This window comes from Agrobacterium sp. 22-221-1 (assembly GCF_053522445.1).
In genome coordinates, this window is the sequence record NZ_JBNWCL010000003.1 from 183,299 (window position 1) to 202,034 (window position 18,736).

20 protein-coding genes are annotated in these 18,736 nt (G+C 60.7%); 11 read left to right on the forward strand and 9 right to left on the reverse strand.

The features are described from left to right. Nucleotides 1–102 precede the first annotated feature (102 nt). On the forward strand, nucleotides 103–2,010 hold the full coding sequence (locus tag ACQZ5N_RS06510; protein WP_425645979.1) for a DUF882 domain-containing protein: 1,908 nt from the start codon (nucleotides 103–105) through the stop codon (nucleotides 2,008–2,010). 84 nt (nucleotides 2,011–2,094) lie between these two features. On the opposite strand, the gene pyk is transcribed toward ACQZ5N_RS06510, so the two are convergent. Both pyk and ACQZ5N_RS06520 read right to left on the reverse strand, forming a co-directional pair. Then, a complete protein-coding gene (gene pyk, locus ACQZ5N_RS06515) occupies nucleotides 2,095–3,534 on the reverse strand; it encodes a pyruvate kinase (RefSeq protein ID WP_003520375.1) in 1,440 nt (479 codons plus the stop codon). Beyond that, nucleotides 3,534–3,920, reverse strand: coding sequence for a DUF1036 domain-containing protein (locus tag ACQZ5N_RS06520; RefSeq protein ID WP_020012242.1), 387 nt, complete (start codon nucleotides 3,918–3,920; stop codon nucleotides 3,534–3,536). Before ACQZ5N_RS06520 ends, pyk begins: the two co-directional genes overlap by 1 nt. Before the next feature lie 291 nt (nucleotides 3,921–4,211). Here ACQZ5N_RS06520 and ACQZ5N_RS06525 point away from each other — a divergent pair, with 291 nt between their 5' ends. From ACQZ5N_RS06525 to ACQZ5N_RS06535, 3 genes are all read left to right on the forward strand, one after another. Continuing rightward, nucleotides 4,212–5,000, forward strand: coding sequence for an N-formylglutamate amidohydrolase (locus ACQZ5N_RS06525; protein ID WP_425645981.1), 789 nt, complete (start codon nucleotides 4,212–4,214; stop codon nucleotides 4,998–5,000). Nucleotides 5,001–5,015: 15 nt separating this feature from the next. Then, nucleotides 5,016–5,321 carry a DUF1244 domain-containing protein gene (locus tag ACQZ5N_RS06530; protein ID WP_448732464.1) on the forward strand — a complete coding sequence of 102 codons (306 nt, stop codon included), beginning with the start codon at nucleotides 5,016–5,018 and terminating at the stop codon, nucleotides 5,319–5,321. 147 nt (nucleotides 5,322–5,468) lie between these two features. Then, nucleotides 5,469–5,726, forward strand: coding sequence for a DUF2312 domain-containing protein (locus ACQZ5N_RS06535; RefSeq protein ID WP_020812069.1), 258 nt, complete (start codon nucleotides 5,469–5,471; stop codon nucleotides 5,724–5,726). Nucleotides 5,727–5,794: 68 nt separating this feature from the next. Here the strand turns inward: ACQZ5N_RS06535 and ACQZ5N_RS06540 are convergent, their stop codons facing one another. The 5 genes from ACQZ5N_RS06540 to ACQZ5N_RS06560 all read right to left on the reverse strand — a co-directional run bounded on the left by ACQZ5N_RS06540 (nucleotide 5,795) and on the right by ACQZ5N_RS06560 (nucleotide 8,597). Further along, on the reverse strand, nucleotides 5,795–6,415 hold the full coding sequence (locus tag ACQZ5N_RS06540) for a hypothetical protein (protein WP_448732465.1): 621 nt from the start codon (nucleotides 6,413–6,415) through the stop codon (nucleotides 5,795–5,797). Nucleotides 6,416–6,516: 101 nt separating this feature from the next. Further along, on the reverse strand, nucleotides 6,517–6,642 hold the full coding sequence (gene ykgO, locus ACQZ5N_RS06545) for a type B 50S ribosomal protein L36 (protein ID WP_003497670.1): 126 nt from the start codon (nucleotides 6,640–6,642) through the stop codon (nucleotides 6,517–6,519). Nucleotides 6,643–6,789: 147 nt separating this feature from the next. Beyond that, nucleotides 6,790–7,866, reverse strand: a complete 1,077-nt coding sequence (locus tag ACQZ5N_RS06550; protein WP_020812291.1) for a 5-(carboxyamino)imidazole ribonucleotide synthase — start codon at nucleotides 7,864–7,866, stop codon at nucleotides 6,790–6,792. A gap of 11 nt (nucleotides 7,867–7,877) precedes the next feature. After that, on the reverse strand, nucleotides 7,878–8,345 hold the full coding sequence (gene purE / locus ACQZ5N_RS06555; RefSeq protein ID WP_035236741.1) for a 5-(carboxyamino)imidazole ribonucleotide mutase: 468 nt from the start codon (nucleotides 8,343–8,345) through the stop codon (nucleotides 7,878–7,880). 48 nt (nucleotides 8,346–8,393) lie between these two features. Continuing rightward, nucleotides 8,394–8,597, reverse strand: coding sequence for a YdcH family protein (locus tag ACQZ5N_RS06560; protein ID WP_003497661.1), 204 nt, complete (start codon nucleotides 8,595–8,597; stop codon nucleotides 8,394–8,396). Between the two features lie 235 nt (nucleotides 8,598–8,832). Here ACQZ5N_RS06560 and ACQZ5N_RS06565 point away from each other — a divergent pair, with 235 nt between their 5' ends. After that, nucleotides 8,833–9,009 (forward strand): YdcH family protein, encoded by a 177-nt coding sequence (locus tag ACQZ5N_RS06565; RefSeq protein ID WP_003506164.1) that lies wholly within the window; start codon nucleotides 8,833–8,835, stop codon nucleotides 9,007–9,009. A 103-nt stretch (nucleotides 9,010–9,112) separates the two neighbouring features. Here ACQZ5N_RS06565 and ACQZ5N_RS06570 read toward each other — a convergent pair whose 3' ends face one another. Then, complete coding sequence (locus ACQZ5N_RS06570) at nucleotides 9,113–9,877, reverse strand: sulfite exporter TauE/SafE family protein (RefSeq protein ID WP_003520365.1); 765 nt, start codon at nucleotides 9,875–9,877, stop codon at nucleotides 9,113–9,115. 104 nt (nucleotides 9,878–9,981) lie between these two features. Here ACQZ5N_RS06570 and ACQZ5N_RS06575 point away from each other — a divergent pair, with 104 nt between their 5' ends. The 6 genes from ACQZ5N_RS06575 (at nucleotide 9,982) to ACQZ5N_RS06600 (ending at nucleotide 16,697) form a co-directional block, all read left to right on the forward strand. Next, nucleotides 9,982–10,635: a thiamine phosphate synthase gene (locus ACQZ5N_RS06575; protein WP_035262906.1), complete on the forward strand. Its 654-nt coding sequence runs from the start codon at nucleotides 9,982–9,984 to the stop codon at nucleotides 10,633–10,635. An 8-nt stretch (nucleotides 10,636–10,643) separates the two neighbouring features. Continuing rightward, complete coding sequence (locus ACQZ5N_RS06580; protein WP_162936878.1) at nucleotides 10,644–11,744, forward strand: tetratricopeptide repeat protein; 1,101 nt, start codon at nucleotides 10,644–10,646, stop codon at nucleotides 11,742–11,744. 164 nt (nucleotides 11,745–11,908) lie between these two features. Beyond that, nucleotides 11,909–12,709 (forward strand): inositol monophosphatase family protein, encoded by an 801-nt coding sequence (locus tag ACQZ5N_RS06585; protein ID WP_035262908.1) that lies wholly within the window; start codon nucleotides 11,909–11,911, stop codon nucleotides 12,707–12,709. 201 nt (nucleotides 12,710–12,910) lie between these two features. Then, the gene (locus ACQZ5N_RS06590) at nucleotides 12,911–13,927 is read left to right on the forward strand and encodes a hypothetical protein (RefSeq protein WP_003520359.1); all 1,017 of its coding nucleotides are present in this window, start codon (nucleotides 12,911–12,913) and stop codon (nucleotides 13,925–13,927) included. Between the two features lie 2 nt (nucleotides 13,928–13,929). Beyond that, complete coding sequence (locus ACQZ5N_RS06595; protein WP_035262896.1) at nucleotides 13,930–14,961, forward strand: peptidoglycan -binding protein; 1,032 nt, start codon at nucleotides 13,930–13,932, stop codon at nucleotides 14,959–14,961. Between the two features lie 89 nt (nucleotides 14,962–15,050). Beyond that, nucleotides 15,051–16,697: an FAD-binding dehydrogenase gene (locus ACQZ5N_RS06600; protein WP_448732466.1), complete on the forward strand. Its 1,647-nt coding sequence runs from the start codon at nucleotides 15,051–15,053 to the stop codon at nucleotides 16,695–16,697. Between the two features lies 1 nt (nucleotide 16,698). Here ACQZ5N_RS06600 and ACQZ5N_RS06605 read toward each other — a convergent pair whose 3' ends face one another. Next, nucleotides 16,699–18,498 (reverse strand): ABC transporter transmembrane domain-containing protein, encoded by a 1,800-nt coding sequence (locus ACQZ5N_RS06605; RefSeq protein ID WP_448732467.1) that lies wholly within the window; start codon nucleotides 18,496–18,498, stop codon nucleotides 16,699–16,701. Nucleotides 18,499–18,736: the final 238 nt, after the last annotated feature.

The following is an 18,736-nucleotide window of genomic DNA, read 5'->3' on the forward strand; positions in this document are numbered from 1 at the left end:
ATAAACCTCTTGTTAGTGGCTGATTCACTATGTAGAGGAAGGTTGTATGTGTGTGGCAATTTTGCCATCGTGTCACCGTATTTGACGTTCATTTGAGGCAATGTGACAGAAATTGTCTTCCAGGCGGGGATCGAATTGCCATATCTGCATCGGAATAACGCGCTTTCGACAAAGATCGCGCGCGGCTTGATCAAGGATATATGCACGAAGCTGTCGGCGCGCGCTGTCACCTTTGCCTGCCTGATGCTCGCCGCAATGCCTTTCGTAGGTGTTTCGGCGACGGAAGCCGCCGCCGAGACGCGCAGCCTCAAACTGTATTATATCCATACACGCGAGAAGGCGGTCATCACCTTCAAGCGCAATGGAAAATATGACCAGAAAGGTCTGCAGGAACTGAACCGGTTCCTGCGCGACTGGCGGCGCAACCAGCCGACACGCATGGACCCGCGCCTTTTCGATCTCGTCTGGGAAGTTTATCGCCGCAGCGGCGCGACCGACTATATCAACGTCGTTTCGGCCTTCCGCTCGCCGGAGACCAACGGTTTGCTGCGGACGCGCACCAAGGGTGTCGCGGAAAAAAGCCAGCACATGCTCGGCAAGGCCATGGATTTTTATATCCCCGGTGTGAAGCTTGCCCGCCTTCGTGAAATCGGTATGCAGATGCAGATCGGTGGCGTCGGTTTCTATCCGACGTCGGGCTCTCCCTTCGTGCACATGGATGTCGGCGGCGTTCGCGCCTGGCCGCGCATGAGCCGCCAGGAACTCGTCCGCATCTTCCCGAACGGCAATACGCTGCATCTTCCTTCCGACGGCAAGCCGCTTCCCGGTTATGAGCAGGCGCTCGCCGATTACAAGAAGCGCGTCAGCTCCTCCTCCATTCAGGTTGCTTCCAGCGCCGGTGCCGGCCCTGCCTCATCTGGCGGCGGCAAGCGCAAGACCCTGTTGCAGGCCCTCTTTGGCGGTGGCGGCGACGAGGATGAAGATCCCGATAGCATCGCAGCGCCGGAGCCCGCAGAACGCCCGGCTGTCGCCCGTCCGGCGGCGCCGCAGCAGGCGGCTCCCGAGCCTGAACCCACCATTGCAGTTGCTTCGGCACAGGCGCTTCCTGGCGTGAACGATGCGCCGCTGCCGACGGCCCGACCTGCCTTCGGTAACCAGCCGCCGGCCAATACAGGCCTTGCGACCGCGCTTTATTCTCCGGCCCGCAATGCCGCACAGGATGCCCTGCAGGCAGCGACCACGCCGACTCCGGCTTCCGCGCCGGCCGAGCGCCAGCAATTTGCCGATCTGGCTGAGGTGTCCGTGCCGGTGCCCACACTTCTCGGGCCGCGTGGCATGAAAGGTGATGCGGAAGGATCGATCCTGACGGCTTCCGCAGATGGTGCGACACCGGCTGCGACCGGCGAACTTGCCTCTGTTCCGGTTCCCGCCAATCGTCCGGCCGTGGCGGAAGCCCTGCTGGCGGCGGCCAATGCCGATCCAGAAGGTGAGGACGATCTTGCCGAGGCGCAGGAGGATACGCTTTCGCCGACGGTGGTCGCGGCTCTTGAGCAGAGCGGTCAGGCCGCCCGGTCGCAGGTCCAGTCGGCTGCCATGCCGACAGCCGCGCCATTCCCGGCCGCCGTCAACCACAAGGTTACCGTCGCACCCGCCGAAACGGCCAAGGCCGAACCGCAGGCTGGCTTCGGTGATGCTTTCGACCTGAAGCCTGCCATCAATGGCGGTCTCAGCGCCGGCATGCCGACCAAGGGTTCGCGCCCGAGCAGGCAGGATGCCGCCGTTTCCCAGCAGGCCATGGTGGGCGGTGGACGCCTGACGCAGGATCTGATTTCGGATTGGGCGCTCAATCAGAACAAGGGTACGACCGGACGCTCGGTAAAGGCGCCGCGTGTTGTCGCCAACCGCATGCTCAGCAACGACATGTCGGCTTCCGCCACCTCGGCGAGCTTCAAGCCCGGTGCAGTGGCCATCGAATCCAGCCGCTTCAGCACGCCGGTGAAGATGCACTGAGCCTGCTTTCATAAGTAAGACGGCCGAGAGGCCAACAAAAAACCCGCCGTTACCGGCGGGTTTTTTATGCGGGATATGGAAGCTTTAGACGCCGCTCTGGCCGTCTGAGCCGATATAGGCGATGCGGACCATGTTGGTCGCGCCGGGGGTGCCGAGCGGTACGCCTGCGGAGATGATGATACGATCGCCCGGCTTGCCGAAACCTTCGGAAACCACGATGCGACAAGCGCGGTTCACCATGTCGTCGAGGTCGCTGGCATCGCCGGTGACGACGCAGTGCAGGCCCCAGACGACCGACAGGCGGCGGGCGGTCTGGATGATCGGCGACAGTGCGATGATCGGAACCTGCGGTCGTTCGCGCGCGGCGCGCAGGCCGGTCGTGCCCGAGGACGTATAGGTGACGATTGCCGCAAGCTTCAGGGTTTCGGCGATTTGGCGGGCGGCAAGCGAAATGGCGTCGGCGCCGGTCGGTTCCGGCTGGGCGCGCTGCGCATAGATGATATTGGAATAATAGGGGTCCTGCTCCACCGTGCTGGCAATGGAGGCCATGGTGGAAACCGCTTCGACCGGATAGTCGCCGGAGGCGGATTCAGCAGAGAGCATGATGGCGTCCGCGCCTTCGAAGACGGCGGTGGCGACGTCGGAGACTTCGGCGCGGGTCGGCACAGGCGCGGTGATCATCGATTCCAGCATCTGCGTGGCGACCACGACCGGCTTGCCGGCGCGGCGGCAGGCGCGGGTCAGCTGCTTCTGGATGCCCGGAACGGCTTCCAGCGGCATTTCGACGCCGAGATCGCCACGTGCGACCATCAGTGCGTCGGAAAGCTCGATGATTTCCTCGATGCGCTCGACAGCCTGCGGCTTTTCGATCTTGGACATCAGGCCGACGCGGCCGCGTGCGATCTTGCGAACTTCCGCAAGGTCTTCCGGACGCTGGACGAAGGAAAGCGCCACCCAGTCGACTTCGCCGGTGGCGAGAACGGCATCGAGATCGACCCGGTCCTTGTCGGTCAGAACGCCAACGCCGAGCAGCGTATCCGGCAGGCTGATGCCCTTGCGGTCGGAAATGCGGGTGCCGGAAATGACGGTGGTGACGATGCTCTTGCCGTCGCTCTTTTCAGCGCGCAGATGCAGCTTGCCGTCGTCGATCAGCAGGCGATGGCCGGGCTTGACTGCTTCGAGAATTTCCGGATGGGGAAGGAAAACGCGGGTGTTGTCACCGGGCGTGTCGTTATTGTCCAGCGTGAAGGTCTGGCCCGGAACGAGTTCGACCTTGCCTTCGGCGAATTTTCCGACGCGCAGCTTGGGACCCTGCAGGTCGGCCAGAATGCCGATGGGGCGGCCGGTACGGCTCTCGACGGAACGGATACGCTGAATGAGCGTCCGCATCACGTCGTGGCTCGCATGGCTCATGTTGATCCGGAAAAGATCTGCGCCAGCAAGATGCAGCTTCTCGATCATCGCCTCTTCGGAAGAGGCCGGGCCGAGAGTTGCAAGAATTTTGACTTTGCGGTTACGCTTCATCAGTTTTGATTTCCCTGTGTGCCTGGCGTATCGGAGAGCTGGACCATCCAGCTGCCCTGTCTGCCCGTGTCATATTCCTTGAAACCCATTCTCTGGAAGCTGCGGGCAAAACAATCGTCCACGCCGTTGATCTTGAACTCGTTTTCCGCCACGCACATGTTGACGTCACCGGTCCAGCGGCCGCCATGGGCGGCATCTTCGGCATAGAGATAATAATAACGTGACTGCAGCTCACCCTCGATCAGCGTCGCGCAGGTCGAGGAGGGGACCTGCCACCAGCCTTCGCTGACCCAGCCCTCCTGTGCCCGGTAGCCGATTGCGACCCCCACGAGGTTCTGCGTGCTGTTGCACACGCGAAAATCCGCATGCGCGGGCGCCGCGATCATGAACGGGGTCAGAAACAATGCCGCTGCGGAAAAAAGACGGGCGATATGCCGAAAGTGGCGAGGAAGAGCGAGAGATGACTGAGTCACGGCTTCCATCCGGATTCCATGGTTATAATGAACACACTTCTTGGCGTGGCCGCCCAAGAAAGTCAACGCGATTTTAATCGATTATATTGTTCGTCGGATCGTGAGTGCGATAAGGTAGATGGCTGTTCTTTCGCCGCAACTTGCGCCCGGCCTCAAGCCATGCCATCAAGCTTCTCTCCTCAATCCTGCCCCAGAAAATCATCGATGAACGACTTCATACCCTATGAAATCATAGAAGGCGATTATGACAAAGGCATGGTTCTTCTGGCGGACCATGCCATGAACCTCCTGCCGGCACACTACGGCAAACTTGGCCTTCCGCAAACCGCTTTTCATCGCCATATCGCATTTGATATCGGTATAGAGGGGCTGACGCGCTCACTTGCCGCGCGCCTTGGCGTGCCGGCGGTGCTCGGGCGGTTTTCCCGGCTGCTGATCGATCCGAATCGCGGCGAGGACGATCCCACTCTCATCATGAAGATTTCGGACGGAGCGATCATCCCCGGCAACCATCCGATTTCGGACGAGGAATGGCAGAAGCGGATCGAAATTTTTCACCGGCCCTATCACAATGCCGTGGACCGTGTGCTGACCGGCGTGGCCGAGGCCTCGGAAGAAGCGCCGCTGGTTCTGTCGCTGCATTCTTACACGCCGTTCTGGAAGGAAACGCCGCGGCCGTGGCATGCGGCGGTTCTGTGGGATACGGATCATCGTGCGGTCGATCCGCTTCTGGCGCATCTGCGCGCCACGGGCGACATCCTCGTCGGTGACAACGAACCCTATGACGGAGCGCTCAAGGGAGATACCATGTATCGCCATTGCATGATGAAGGGCATACCGCATGCGCTTCTCGAGGTTCGGCAGGATCTGATCGCGAATGAAGAGGGGATCGCCGAATGGTCGGACCGGCTCGCTCCCATTTTCGCCGCAATGAACGACGATCCCGTCCTGCATGAATATCAGCTGTTCGCCTCCCGCACCGGCCCTTATTGAGCCTGGAGTTTTGCCATGACGAATGAAAACGACAATTGGCAGGTCGAATTCGAGGCGGCGGCATTTCGCCGTCTCGTGCAGCACCTTCGCGAACGTCACGACGTGCAGAACATCGACCTGATGAATCTCGCCGGCTTTTGCCGCAACTGCCTTTCCAATTGGTACCGGGAAGCGGCCGAGGAGGCCGGTGTTCCGCTCAGCAAGGAAGAGTCCCGGGAAATCGTCTACGGCATGCCTTATGAGGACTGGAAGGAAAAATATCAGGTGGAGGCGAGTGATACCCAGAAAGCCGCCTTTGAGCAGAACAGGCCCAGGGAATAACCCCGATCGACGGAAACGACTTGACGCGACGCCTTTCAGTGGGCAGTTCACAGGCCGGAATTCTGCTGCCTGCCGGCAGCGACCGGCGAAGGCTTCGCCCGGAAATAATGAACAAGGCTCGCATTCGGGCCGTCAATAAAGGATGACATGATGGACGATACCAGCACCACCGAAACCGTCGCCGCCGCGGAACTGCGCCAGTTCATCGAGCGCGTCGAGCGCCTCGAAGAAGAAAAGGCCGCCATTCAGGGCGATATCAAGGATGTCATGGGCGAGGCGAAGGGCCGTGGTTACGACACCAAGGCGATCCGCACCATCATTCGCCTGCGCAAGAAGGATGCCAATGAGCGCATCGAGGAGGAAACGATTCTCCAGACCTATATGGCCGCGCTCGGCATGGAATGATCGGGTGGAAACGCCTCAATGAAAAATCGCCGCTTTTGCGGCGATTTTTGTTTGAGCGTCTTGCGAATTCAGCCGCGCGTGCCTGCCAGCTTTTCCGAAAGGTCGACGGCCTCCTTGCGGGCGTCCTTGTCGGCGGGGTAAAGCGCCAGATAACGCTCCCACGCCTTCAGCGCCAGCTCCTCCCGGCCCGAGGCTTCGAGGATGTTGGCGAGGCTTGCCAGCGCCGGGAAATAGCGCGGCTCCCTTTCCAGCGTTAGGTTGATATCCGCCATTGCCTTGCGGGTGTCGCCATCGGCAAAATGCACCATGGCGCGGCGATAGGGCGCCTGCACATAGTCCGGATCGAGCAGAATGACCTGGTCGAGAAAATCGTAAGCGGCGGCGTTGCGCTTTTCGTCTGCGGCTTCGCCCGCCCATTGCATCAGCAGGTTGATCGTTGCGCTGCCGGAATCATTCCATTCGGAGGCGATCTGGTTGGCGATGCTGCGCGCCTTGACCGCATTCCGTTCTTTTTTCAGCGATGCGAAAAGCGTGTCGATCGTCTTGGCGGGTGAAGGCGCGGAGTCCGCAACAGCAGGCGGTTGCCCGTCCACCGCATGGGCAATGGCAGCCATTCCCGGAATCGGGAGGCTTGAAAACAGGAAGCCCTGAGCGAGGATGATAGCCGTGCAAAAACGATTTGGGCGCATGGGTTAAAGCTTAACCCGACTGCGCCCAATATCAAATGCAAACTTCTGCTCTGTCAACAAAGTGATCCGCGAGCCTGATCGCGAACCGCAGTCGCAGTCAATCAGCCCTGACGAGCCTTGAAGCGCGGGTTCTGCTTGTTGATGATGTAGACGCGGCCCTTGCGGCGAACCAGGCGGTTATCGCGATGACGGGCCTTAAGCGCTTTAAGCGAATTCTTGATCTTCATTTTACTGGTCCGCAGTTTTGCACGGTTTCTGCCGTGCTTATTCAAACAATCAAAAGCGCGCAACGGGGCGCGCTCTTTTCGGTTGGCAGGCAGATACCCGTTTGAGCCCTGCCTGTCAACACTTGCCCGTGTCTTTGCCTTAAAAGACTAGGCTTTTCCTGTGCGCAAAAGCTCGGTCACATGGCCCATCTTGCGGCCCGGCCGTGCTTCCGTCTTGCCGTAGAGATGCACGAGACAGTCTTTTTTCGACAGCCATGCCGGCACATCGTCGATGTCGTCGCCGATGAGGTTGGTCATGACGCAATCCGAATGGCGATCCGTGCTGCCGGGCGTAAGGCCCGATACGGCCCGGATATGCTGTTCGAATTGCGAGATTACGCAGGCCGCCTCCGTCCAGTGGCCGGTATTGTGAACGCGTGGTGCCATTTCATTGGCGACCAGCGAACCATCCGGCAGGACGAAAAACTCGATGCCGATGATGCCGACATAATCGAGCGCGGCCAGAAGCTTTTCCGCCGATTGCACGGCAACCTCCCTGGCGGCGTCAGAAAGTGCGGCCGGAACGGTGGACGTGTGTAGAATGCCGTTCAGATGGACATTCTCGGCGGGATCGTAACAGGCAACGGCGCCGTCCTGGAAACGGGCGGCAATGATCGAAATTTCCCGCTCGAAGGAGATGAAGCTTTCGAGAATCAGCGGCACGCCGCCGAGCGCCGCAAAAGCGCCTGTAAGGTCTTCCCCACCGCGGAAAAGACGCTGGCCCTTGCCGTCATAACCCATGCGGCGGGTTTTCAGCACGCCCTTGCCGCCGAAGGCGGCCAATGCGGCCTCCAGCTCTTCTTGGCTGTCCACGGCGCGGAAATCGGCGGTCGGGATGCCGCAGCCGTTGAGGAAGCGTTTTTCCGTCAACCGGTCCTGCGAGGCGCTGAGCGCTTTCGGAGGCGGATAGACGGGAACGGAGAGGCTGAGCTTTTCGGCAGCCGCGACAGGCACGTTCTCGAATTCGTAGGTCACGACATCGCAACGGCTTGCGAGTTCCGCAAGCGCGTTTTCATCGTCATATTCCGCCACGATCTGCTCGTTGCAGGCCTGCGCGGCCGGACAATCGGCCTGCGGTTCCAGTACGATGGTACGGTGGTTGAGACGGGCTGCCGCCATCGCCAGCATACGCCCGAGCTGCCCGCCACCGATGATGCCGATGGTCAGGTTGGTCGTCTTTGCCATCACTTTTGTCGTCACTGGGCGCTGTCCATGGGATATTCCGCGACAGCCGCCGACTGGCGCGCACGCCAGGCATCCAGCCGGTCGGCGAGGTCCTCGTCACTCAGCGCCAGAACCGCGGCGGCGAGAAGGGCCGCATTGATCGCGCCGGCCTTGCCGATGGCGAGCGTTCCGACCGGAATACCGGCGGGCATCTGCACGATGGAATAGAGGCTGTCCTGACCGGACATGGTCTTGGACTGTACCGGAACGCCGAAGACCGGAAGCGGCGTCATGGCGGCCGTCATGCCCGGCAGATGGGCGGCGCCGCCCGCACCGGCGATGATGACCTTGAAGCCTTCGTCCTTCGCGCCATTGGCGAAGTCATAAAGCCGGTCCGGGGTGCGGTGGGCGGAAATGATGCGGGCTTCGTATTCGATGTCGAGCGCATCCAGCGTATCGGCGGCGTTCTTCATGGTCTCCCAGTCGGACTGGCTGCCCATGATGATGGCGACGGGGGGCGTTTCTGCTGTCACGTAATGTCTCCGGGCTCAGGCGATGATATCGGGAATGACCTGGTCTTCGAGCTGGGTCATCTTGTCCTTGACGGCCAGCTTCTTCTTTTTCATGCGCTGTATTCTCAGCGCATCGCAGCTGGTCTGGATCATCGCGTTGATCGCCGCGTCATAATCCTCATGCTCCTGGCGCAGCCGCGCCAGCGTGAGCCTGATGTCCGCCTGGTCCTGATCGGGCATCTCGTCATCCCCATTTTATGCCAGCCGGAGAGTGTCCGGCGCGTATGTCATCCGTTCTGGAGGCTCTATCATCAAATCGCGGTAACGGGAAGTTATCCCTTGCGACCAAATTGCCCACTTATTGCCTTCATTTCGCCTTCGACAAGCCGGTCGATCCGTGTCACATTGTCGTCGCAAACCTGAAACTCCAGCGATGGAGAGCTGGAGGTAGGTTCAAAAAGGAAGGACGTGCCGCATGACCATTCAGGCTCATATTGCATCGCTCGAAAAGAAACACGGTGCTCTGGAGGAGGAGCTCGAAAGTATTCTTGCTTCCCCGTCGTCTGACGATAGAGAGATCGCGGACCTTAAACGTCGAAAACTGCGCCTGAAGGATGAACTGCAGAGGCTCAAGGCCTCGACAAGACATTGATTTATGCCAGACCGTCGGCCCTCGATGAATGAAGGGTCGACGGTCTGAGCCTTTCGAGCTCTGGCGGCGAAAACCTGCTGCCAGAGCTTTTTTATTGTCGGACTTAGAACGGCAGTCCGTCCCACAGCAGTTTAAGCGCCGCAATCAGCGCCATGGCATACATGAGTGGGTAGAACACGGCGGGTTTCAGATATTTCACCACCCTGGCGCCGGCAAGCGTCGCCAGCATCGCCACCGGCAGCAGGCTCGCCGATGTCTTGAGGTTGGTGGCGTCCAGCGCGCCGAGCGCGAAATAGGGAATGAGCTTGATCGCATTCATGATGGCGAAGAAGCGCACGCTCATGCCGGTATAGGTCTTCGGATCGAGCTTCAGCGGCAGAACATAGATCTGGAAGGGCGGACCGCCCGCATGCGCCACGAAACTCGCATAACCCGACAGGCTGGACCAGAGGGTCGCAGCCGCCGGTCTTTGCGGCTTGGCCGGAATTTCCTGGCCTTTGCGGCTTTTGAAGCTCTCATAGAAATAACGCAGCACGAACAGGATCGTGACAGAGGCGACGACGAGACGCATGGCGTCCGCGGAAATGAGGCTTGAGGTCGCCCAGCCGAGCGCGATACCGGCGATTGCACCCGGCAGCATGATGAGGAGTGTTTCCCGGTGGTTGTAGTGCCGCCAGGCAAAAAGCGCCACGATATCCATGACGATCAGAATCGGCAGGAAGATGGCCGCCGCCTGCACGGGCGATACGGCAAGCGCCATCAACGGCACGCCCATAAGAGCGAGAGCACCGCCCAGCCCGCCCTTGGAAAGGCCGACGAGCACGACTGCGGGGATGGCGACGAGATAAAAATGAAAATCGGTGAGCATGGATGGACGGTTGATCCTTTCGCCGGTCCGGTTTATCGGATTTGTCATATGAAAACGAGTGCAGATTGCGCGGTAGGCGTCTTCTGTCTGAAATGGACGAACCGATGACCCTAGTTGAAGATCGTTGCCGCCTTGTCCTGATCGTTCCGCAATCGGACGACGCGCAAAAGCAGGCGACAGAGGTGGAAGACGCATTGCGGGGTGGCGATGTCGCTTCCGTCATCATTCCGCAATATGGTCTGGATGACGCCGCTTTCCAGAAACGCGCCGAGCTGATCGTGCCGGTTGTCCAGAAGGCAGGTGCGGCAGCGCTCATCGCCGGTGACAGCCGCGTTGCCGGTCGCGTGAAGGCGGATGGCCTGCATGTGGTTGGCAATGGCGAGGCGCTTGCCGAGGCCGTGGAAAAATTCACGCCGAAGCTCATCGTCGGCGGCGGCAATGCGGATGACCGTCACAAGGCGCTGGAGCAGGGCGAGGCCAATCCGGATTATGTGTTTTTCGGAAAGCTCGAAGGCGACATCAAGCCGGAAGCGCACCCCAAAAACCTGGCGCTCGGCGAGTGGTGGGCCTCGATGATCGAAATCCCGGCCATCGTCATGGGTGGTACCGATGTGTCCTCGGTGGTTGCAGTGGCCGAAACCGGTGTGGAGTTCGTGGCGATGCGCAGCGGCGTTTTCGATAACGCCAGTGGCGCTGCCCAGGCCGTTTCTGAAATCAACGCCCTGCTTGACGAAAAAGCGCCACGGTTTGACGGTTGATACAGGCGATGATCATGCGCTCGGTTCACCTCTGCCTTTCCGTTTCGCTGCTGGCGCTCGCTTTCGGCGCGCCGGTGGGTGTCGCTTTTGCCCAGTCCGGGCCGCAGAGCGAAAGCAATGCACTGTCCCGCCAGCTGGAAAATGAGGCTCAGCCGACCCGTCAGGGCAGGGTGCAATCCGAAGAGCAGAAGGACTTGCAGCCCTCTGCAGGCGTGAATGTCTATCAGCGCATGGGCGCGGAATTGCCGGCGCTGCCGCCTGAAAAGGAATTCAAGGGCCGGGTGGACGAAGCTTACGGGCATTTCCAGCGCGGCGAATATGTGCAGGCGCTCGACAAGGCGCTGAACCGCGCGCAGAACGGTGACGCAGCCGCCCAGACGCTGGTGGCGGAAATGATGTCGCGTGGTCTGGGCATCGCCCGTGACGAGAAGACGGCTGCTTTCTGGTACCAGCAGGCGGCTCAGGGTGGCGATCCCGTCGCCATGTTCAAATTCGCGCTGATCCTGATGGAGGGAAAATTCGTCACCCGCGACAAGGCGAAAGCTGACGATTTCATGCGCCGTGCGGCGGAAGCCGGCAACGCATCTGCCCAGTTCAACTGGGGTCAGATACTGGTTTCGGAAAATCCCGGCGCCAAGGGCCTGCTGATGGCTTTGCCGTTCTATGAGAAATCCGCTGAACAGGGCATTGCCGATGCGCAATATGCGGTGTCGCAGATTTACTGGTCGCTCAAGGATGTGCCGGCCGAGAAGAAGGCAAAGGCGCGGGACTGGCTGACACGGGCCGCGAAGGCTGGATACGATACCGCGCAGGTCGATCTCGGCATCTGGCTGGTCAATGGTTTTGGCGGCGAGCGCAATCTGGATGAGGGCTTCCGCTGGCTCTACGGCGCGGCACAGCGCGGCAATGTCGTGGCGCAGAACAAGGTGGCGCATCTTTACATTCAGGCGCTCGGCACCCGGCCCGATCCGGTCGAAGCGGCCAAATGGTATGTGCTTTCCCGCCGCGCCGGGTTGAAGGATCCGTCTCTCGAGGACTTTTATCTCGGCATCACCGACGAGCAACAGAAGAAGGCGATTGAGGCCGCAAATCGTTTCCGCCCGACGTGATGGAAGGGTAGCCTTGCCACGCCGGCGTTGACCCATGGGCTTTTTGCCTTGAATTTCCGCGCGTTTTGTGGTCTTGAACCGCAAACTTTCAATTCAAGAAAATAATGACGTGCCTGCCCGGTGAGCTTCCGGGCGGTTCGCAAGCTTTCCAGGAAACAACATCGATGGCCCGTTCAGCCCTTCTCAATGTCATGGTTCAGGCCGCCATCAAGGCGGGTAAGTCTTTGTCGCGTGACTTCGGTGAAGTGCAGAACCTTCAGGTCTCGGTCAAGGGACCGAGCGATTTCGTCTCGCAGGCGGACCTGAAAGCCGAGAAGATCGTGCGCGACGAGCTGATGAAGGCCCGCCCGACCTATGACTTCCTGGGTGAAGAAGGCGGCGAGGAAAAAGGCACGGACGGCGCACATCGCTGGATCGTCGATCCGCTGGATGGCACCACCAACTTCCTGCACGGCATTCCGCATTTCGCGGTTTCCATCGCGCTCGAGCGTAACGGTGAAGTCGTCGCCGGCGTTATCTTCAATCCGGCCACCGACGAACTCTACACTGCCGAGCGCGGCGGCGGCGCGTTCCTCAACGATCGCCGCATCCGCGTCGCTGCGCGCAAGGCGCTGACCGATTGCGTCATCGGCTGCGGCGTGCCGCATCTCGGCCGCGGCAATCACGGCAAGTTCCTCGTTGAACTTCGCCACGTTATGGGTGAGGCAGCCGGCATCCGCCGCATGGGTGCGGCTTCGCTCGATCTCGCTTATGTCGCCGCAGGCCGTCTCGACGGTTTCTGGGAAGCCGATCTTTCGCCCTGGGACATGGCGGCAGGCCTGGTGCTGATTCGTGAAGCCGGCGGTTTCGCCTCCGACATCAAGGGCGGCACGGATATCTTCGGCAGCAGCTCCGTCGCTGCCGGCAACGAATATATCCACAAGGCGCTCGTTGAGGTCGCCAACCGTCCCATTCCGGGCCGCTGATTGGTTTTCGGCGGAAAACCTGCCGTTTTCTGCAAGTTTTAGACGCCCGGCGAATATTCGCCGGGTGTTTTTGTTTTCCGTCATCCGGTTCCAGGCTGTTTTCGTGAAACGCCTGTGACGAAAGACCGGCTTTTCGCTTCAAATCGTCGCAATTTTCAAATAGCTTCCGCTGGATAGCTGACCAGAGGGAATGCGAACGTTATGGCGGATTCGGAGCTGCTCGATCTTGGCGTCGAGAAACCGGTGACCACACGGCAATACAGCCACAAGCTGTCCAGCCCGACACCGTTTCTCTGGACGATGGTTCTGTTTCTGATCCTCGTGGGCTTTCTGGCGGCCATTCTTTACCGGCAGGCCCACACCGCCTTCATGACCAATCCGGGGCTCAACGGCTTTATTCTCGGTGTGCTGGCCATCGGCATCATTCTGGTGTTTACGCAGACGATGAGCCTGCGTTCCGAAGTTCGCTGGTTCAATGCCTTTCGTGCTGCCGGCAGCGTCGAAAAGGTCGGCCGTGCGCCCAAGCTGCTTGCGCCGATGAGCACGCTGATCGGTAAGCGTGGCGAAGTCCGGCTCTCTGCCGTTACGCAAAGGACGATCCTCGATTCCATCGCGACGCGCCTTGACGAGACGCGTGACACATCGCGTTATCTCGTCGGCCTGCTGGTATTTCTCGGCCTGCTCGGCACCTTCTGGGGCCTGATCGGCACTATTGGCGCCATCAGTAACGTTATCCAGTCGCTCGATCCGAGCGCCGGCGACAGCAACGATATTCTCGGCTCCCTCAAGGCTGGCCTGACTGCGCCGCTGGCGGGCATGGGAACGGCCTTTTCCTCGTCGCTGCTCGGTCTTTCGGGTTCGCTGATTCTCGGTTTCCTCGATCTTCAGGCCGGTCGCGCCCAGAACCGTTTCTATACACAGCTCGAAAACTGGCTTTCCTCGGTGACGGATACGACGGAAGGGCCGCGGGAGTTCAAGGGCGAGCCCGGCGCCGTGGTCAGCACCGAGCGTTCGCTTGCGGCCATGACCAGCCTTGCCGAAGGAATTCAGGGCCTGGTCAAGAACATGCGCAGCGAACAGCAGATGCTGCGTGACTGGATCGAAGCGCAGCAGGAAGAATCGAAATCGCTCCGCCGCACGCTCGACCGGCTGTCGGCGCGGATCGACAGCGACACGAAATCTTCCGGACGCACCCGGCACGATAACGGGAGCGAGTAGCCATGGCGCTTGCGCGCAACCGCCGCCGCGACAGGGGTGTGGATTATTGGCCGGGTTTCGTCGATGCGCTCTCGACGCTGCTCATGGCCATCATGTTTCTGCTTACGGTCTTCGTGCTGGCGCAATTCGTTCTGTCGCGGGAAATCACCGGCAAGGATGAAGTGCTGACACGTCTCAACAGCCAGATTGCGGAACTGACCGAACTTCTGGCCATGGAAAAAGGCAACAAGCAGGATATTGAGGACGCACTCGCGAGCCTGCAATCCACCCTTGCCGCATCCGAAAACGAGCGCTCGCGCCTGCAGTCGCTTCTCGATGCGGGGTCGGGCAACAACGCAAGCGCCAATGCCCGGATCGGTAGCCTGACCGGCGAACTGGACGACCAGAAACAGGCCAATTCCCGCGCCTCCGCGCAGATCGAATTGCTTAACCAGCAGATTGCGGCGCTGAGAGCGCAGATTGCCTCGGTGGAAGCCGCGCTTCAGGCATCGGAAGCCAAGGACGCCTCTTCTCAGGTCAAGATCGCCGATCTCGGCCGCCGTCTCAATGTCGCGCTGGCGCAGCGGGTGCAGGAACTGAACCGCTATCGCTCCGATTTCTTCGGGCGGCTGCGCGAAATCCTGTCGGACCGCGAAAACATCCGCATCGTCGGCGACCGGTTCGTCTTCCAGTCCGAAGTGCTCTTTCCCTCCGGCGGCAACGAACTCAACCCGGAAGGGCAGGCGGAGATGGAGAAGCTGGCTGTCGCGCTGCTCGATCTCGCCAAGGAAATCCCGGCGGAGATCAATTGGGTCCTGCGCGTGGATGGCCATACGGACAATGTCCAGCTTTCCGGTTCCGGGCGTTACCGGGACAATTGGGAACTCTCCTCTGCCCGCGCCACCTCGGTGGTGAAATTCCTGATCTCCAAGGGCGTGCCGGCAAATCGGCTGGTCGCCGCCGGTTTCGGCGAATATCAGCCGATTGCCGAAGGCGATACGCCGGAAGCACGGCAGCAAAACCGCCGTATCGAACTCAAGCTCACCGAGCGCTGAAATCGCGGACCGCGTCATCGCGGTTGCCTTCTGATGAAAGTAAATTTACGTTTGCGTAAAAGTAATTCCGTCATATCTGGGAGGGGCTGATGGAAGGCTACGATGTGATTGTTGTCGGCGCGGGGCTTGCCGGGCTGGTGGCGGCAACCGAGGCGGCTGAGCGGGGTTTAAGCGTCTGCGTCGTGGATCAGGAGGGCGAGCAGAACCTTGGCGGGCAGGCCTTCTGGTCGCTGGGCGGACTGTTTTTCGTCGATAGTCCCGAACAGCGCCGGATGCGCGTGCGAGACAGTCTCGATCTTGCAAGACAGGACTGGTTCGGTTCGGCCGGTTTCGACCGCCCGGAGGATTATTGGCCGCGTCGCTGGGCGGAAGCCTATCTCGATTTTGCTGCCGGTGAGAAACGCGAATGGTTGCACCGCATGGGCATGCGCTGGTTTCCCGTTGTCGGCTGGGCTGAGCGCGGCGGCAGCCTCGCCCACGGCCATGGCAATTCCGTTCCGCGTTTCCATGTAACCTGGGGCACGGGTCCAGGCGTACTTGCACCCTTCGTAAAAAAGGCGAAGGCCATGGCTGCAACAGGCCGGCTGACCTTTCGCTTTCGCCACCGGGTTGATCGTCTGGAGATCGCCGACGGTCGGGTGACCGGTATTTCAGGGGCGGTTCTCGCAGCCGACCCCGTGCAGCGCGGGCAGGAGAGCAGCCGGCAAGAGCAGGGCGATTTTATCTTCTCCGCTGCGGCGGTCATCGTCAGCTCCGGCGGTATCGGCGGCAATCAGGAACTGGTGCGGCGCAACTGGCCGGTGGAACGGCTGGGCGAGCCTCCTGCCAGCATGGTCTGCGGTGTTCCTGCGCATGTGGATGGCCGCATGATCGCCATTACGGAAACCGCCGGCGGAGCCGTCATCAATCGTGACCGCATGTGGCATTATACCGAGGGCGTGAAGAACCACGATCCGATCTGGCCGGGTCACGGTATCCGCATCCTGCCCGGTCCCTCGTCCTTCTGGTGCGATGCGGATGGAAACCGCCTCGCCGCCCCCGCCATGCCGGGTTTCGATACGCTCGGCACGCTAAAAATGCTGGGCGAACGCGGCAGCGGCCATAGCTGGTTCATTCTGACCAAGGCGATCATCAAGAAGGAATTTGCGCTTTCAGGCTCGGAGCAGAATCCGGATCTGACCGGCAAGGATATAAGGCTGCTGCTCAAAAGACTGGGCAAGGAACCACCGGGACCGGTGCGTGCCTTCATGGAGCGCGGCGAAGATTTCGCCGTTCGGGATACGCTGGAAGAACTGGTGGCAGCGATGAATGCCATCAGCGGCGACGACCGGCTGAATATAGACCATATCCGCCATCAGATAGAAGCGCGCGACCGCGAAATCGAAAACGGTTTCAGCAAGGATGCGCAGGTAACGGCCATCCACGGCGCGCGCCGTTATCTCGGTGACCGGCTGATGCGGACGGCAAAACCGCACCGATTGCTCGATCCGGCAATGGGGCCGCTGATCGCCGTGCGCCTGCATGTGCTGACGCGCAAGACGCTTGGCGGCCTTCACACCGATCTTGAGGCGCGGGTGCTGTATGCTGCCGGCGCGCCGGTGCCGGGCCTTTATGCAGCCGGCGAAGTGGCGGGTTTCGGCGGCGGCGGCATGCATGGTTATAATGCGCTGGAGGGTACGTTCCTTGGCGGCTGCCTGTTTTCGGGCCGCGTCGCGGGGCGCAAAGTGCTGGCGTGATCTAGGCCTGGGCGCGTAATTCGTCCGGCCCGGTCTGGAATTGCAGCCGGGCAAGCCGCGCATAAAGGCCATTCTGGCGAATGAGGCTCTGATGCGTGCCCTCTTCGATGATGCGGCCCTCATCCATCACCAGAATACGGTCAGCCTTCAGTACGGTGGCGAGGCGGTGAGCGATGACGATGGTGGTGCGGGTTTTCATCAGCTCATCGAGCGCCTTCTGCACCAGCGTTTCGCTTTCCGCATCCAGCGCCGAGGTGGCTTCGTCCAGCAGCAGGATTGGCGCATCGCGCAGGATGGCGCGGGCAATGGCGATGCGCTGGCGCTGGCCGCCGGAAAGCGTCACGCCGCGTTCACCCACCTGCGTATCATATCCGTCGGTGAGACGTTCGATGAAGCTGTCGGCCTGTGCGGCGATGGCGGCGATGCGCACTTCCTCGCGCGTCGCGTCAGGTCGGCCAAAGGCGATATTGTCATGAATGGAGGAGGCGAATATCGCCACATCCTGCGGAACGATGGACAGGCGCGCGCGCAGATCGGCAAGGGCGACGTCGCGAATATCCGTGCCATCGACGGTGATGCGGCCCTGCTGCGGATCGTAAAAGCGCATCAGCAGCGAAAAGACTGTGCTCTTGCCGGCGCCGGAAGGTCCGACGATGGCGACGGTTTCGCCGGCGCTGACCTTGAAGGAGAGGCCGGAAACGATCGGCCGTCCTGTCGCGAGCGGATAGACGAAATCGACATTTTCGAATTCCGCCTCGCCGCGCGGCGGCTGCGGCATGGCGACGGGCGATGTGGGTTCCGCGACGGGTGAGTGCTCGTTCAGCAGTTCGGAAAGCCGTTCGGCCGCACCGCCCGCCTGCGCCAGTTCACCCCAGACTTCCGAGAGCTGACCGAGACCGCTTGCCGCGATGACCGAATAGAGCACGAACTGGCCGAGCGTACCGGCCGTCATAGTGCCCGACAGCACGCTTTGCGCGCCATACCAGAGAATACCGACGACGCTGCCGAAGACGAGCGCGATGGCGACGGCGGTGAGGATGGAGCGGGCGCCGATGGCGGCGCGTGCGCCCTGATAGGCGGCTTCCACGGAGGCGCCATAACGCGCATTTGCCAATTGCTCGGCATTAAAGGATTGCACGGTGCGGCTCGCCGCAATCGTCTCGGAAGCATAGGCGGCGGAATTGGCCAATGTATCCTGCGTGGTGCGGGAGCGGGCGCGAACCGAGCGCCCGAAGGCGATCAGCGGAAAAACGATGAAGGGAATGGCAAGCAGCGCAAGGCCGGAAAGGCCGGGGCTGGTATAGATCATCATCGCCACCGCGCCGCAGCACATGATGATGTTGCGCAGCGCCACCGAGGCGGACGAGCCAAAAGCCGAGCGAATCTGCACGGTATCGGCGGTCAGCCGCGAGGTCAGCTCGCCGGATCGATTGCTATCGAAAAACTGCTGCGACAGTGTGGTGAGATGGGCAAAGACATCGCGGCGCAGATCGGCAACGACCCTTTCACCGATGGTCATGACGTAATAATAACGCATGGCGCTGGCGAGGGCGAGGACAACGGCAATCGCCAGAAGCATGGCGAAATAGCTGTTGATCATGCCGCCATCCGGCGTCTGGAAACCGTGATCGATGATGCGGCGAACGGCAAGCGGCAGGGCGAGTGTCGTGGCGGAAGAAAGCACGAGAGCGAAAAGGGCGGCCGCCATCAGGCCGCGGTAGCGCCGTAGATAGGGAAACAGGCCAAGAAGCGGCTTCAGGCTTCTTTGTTTCGCCGCTTTCTGCTCGTCAATGTCTGCCACGTCCTCTATGCTCCTCATTCCCTGCCGTTTTGGGCCTTTTGCGGGTGAATTTCCGGTGTGCGGTAAAATTCCCGCCCCTTTGGCCATCTCCTTTCACAAGGGGATAGCAGGCTCTTGTTATCTGGGCGACCTTCATGTATAGGCTCCGCATCGAATTGGGAAGCCATAGCCCATCTGGTCTATGGCTTCATTTATTGAAATGGCTCAGTTGACGCAATTGCGGCAAATGGACCGCACG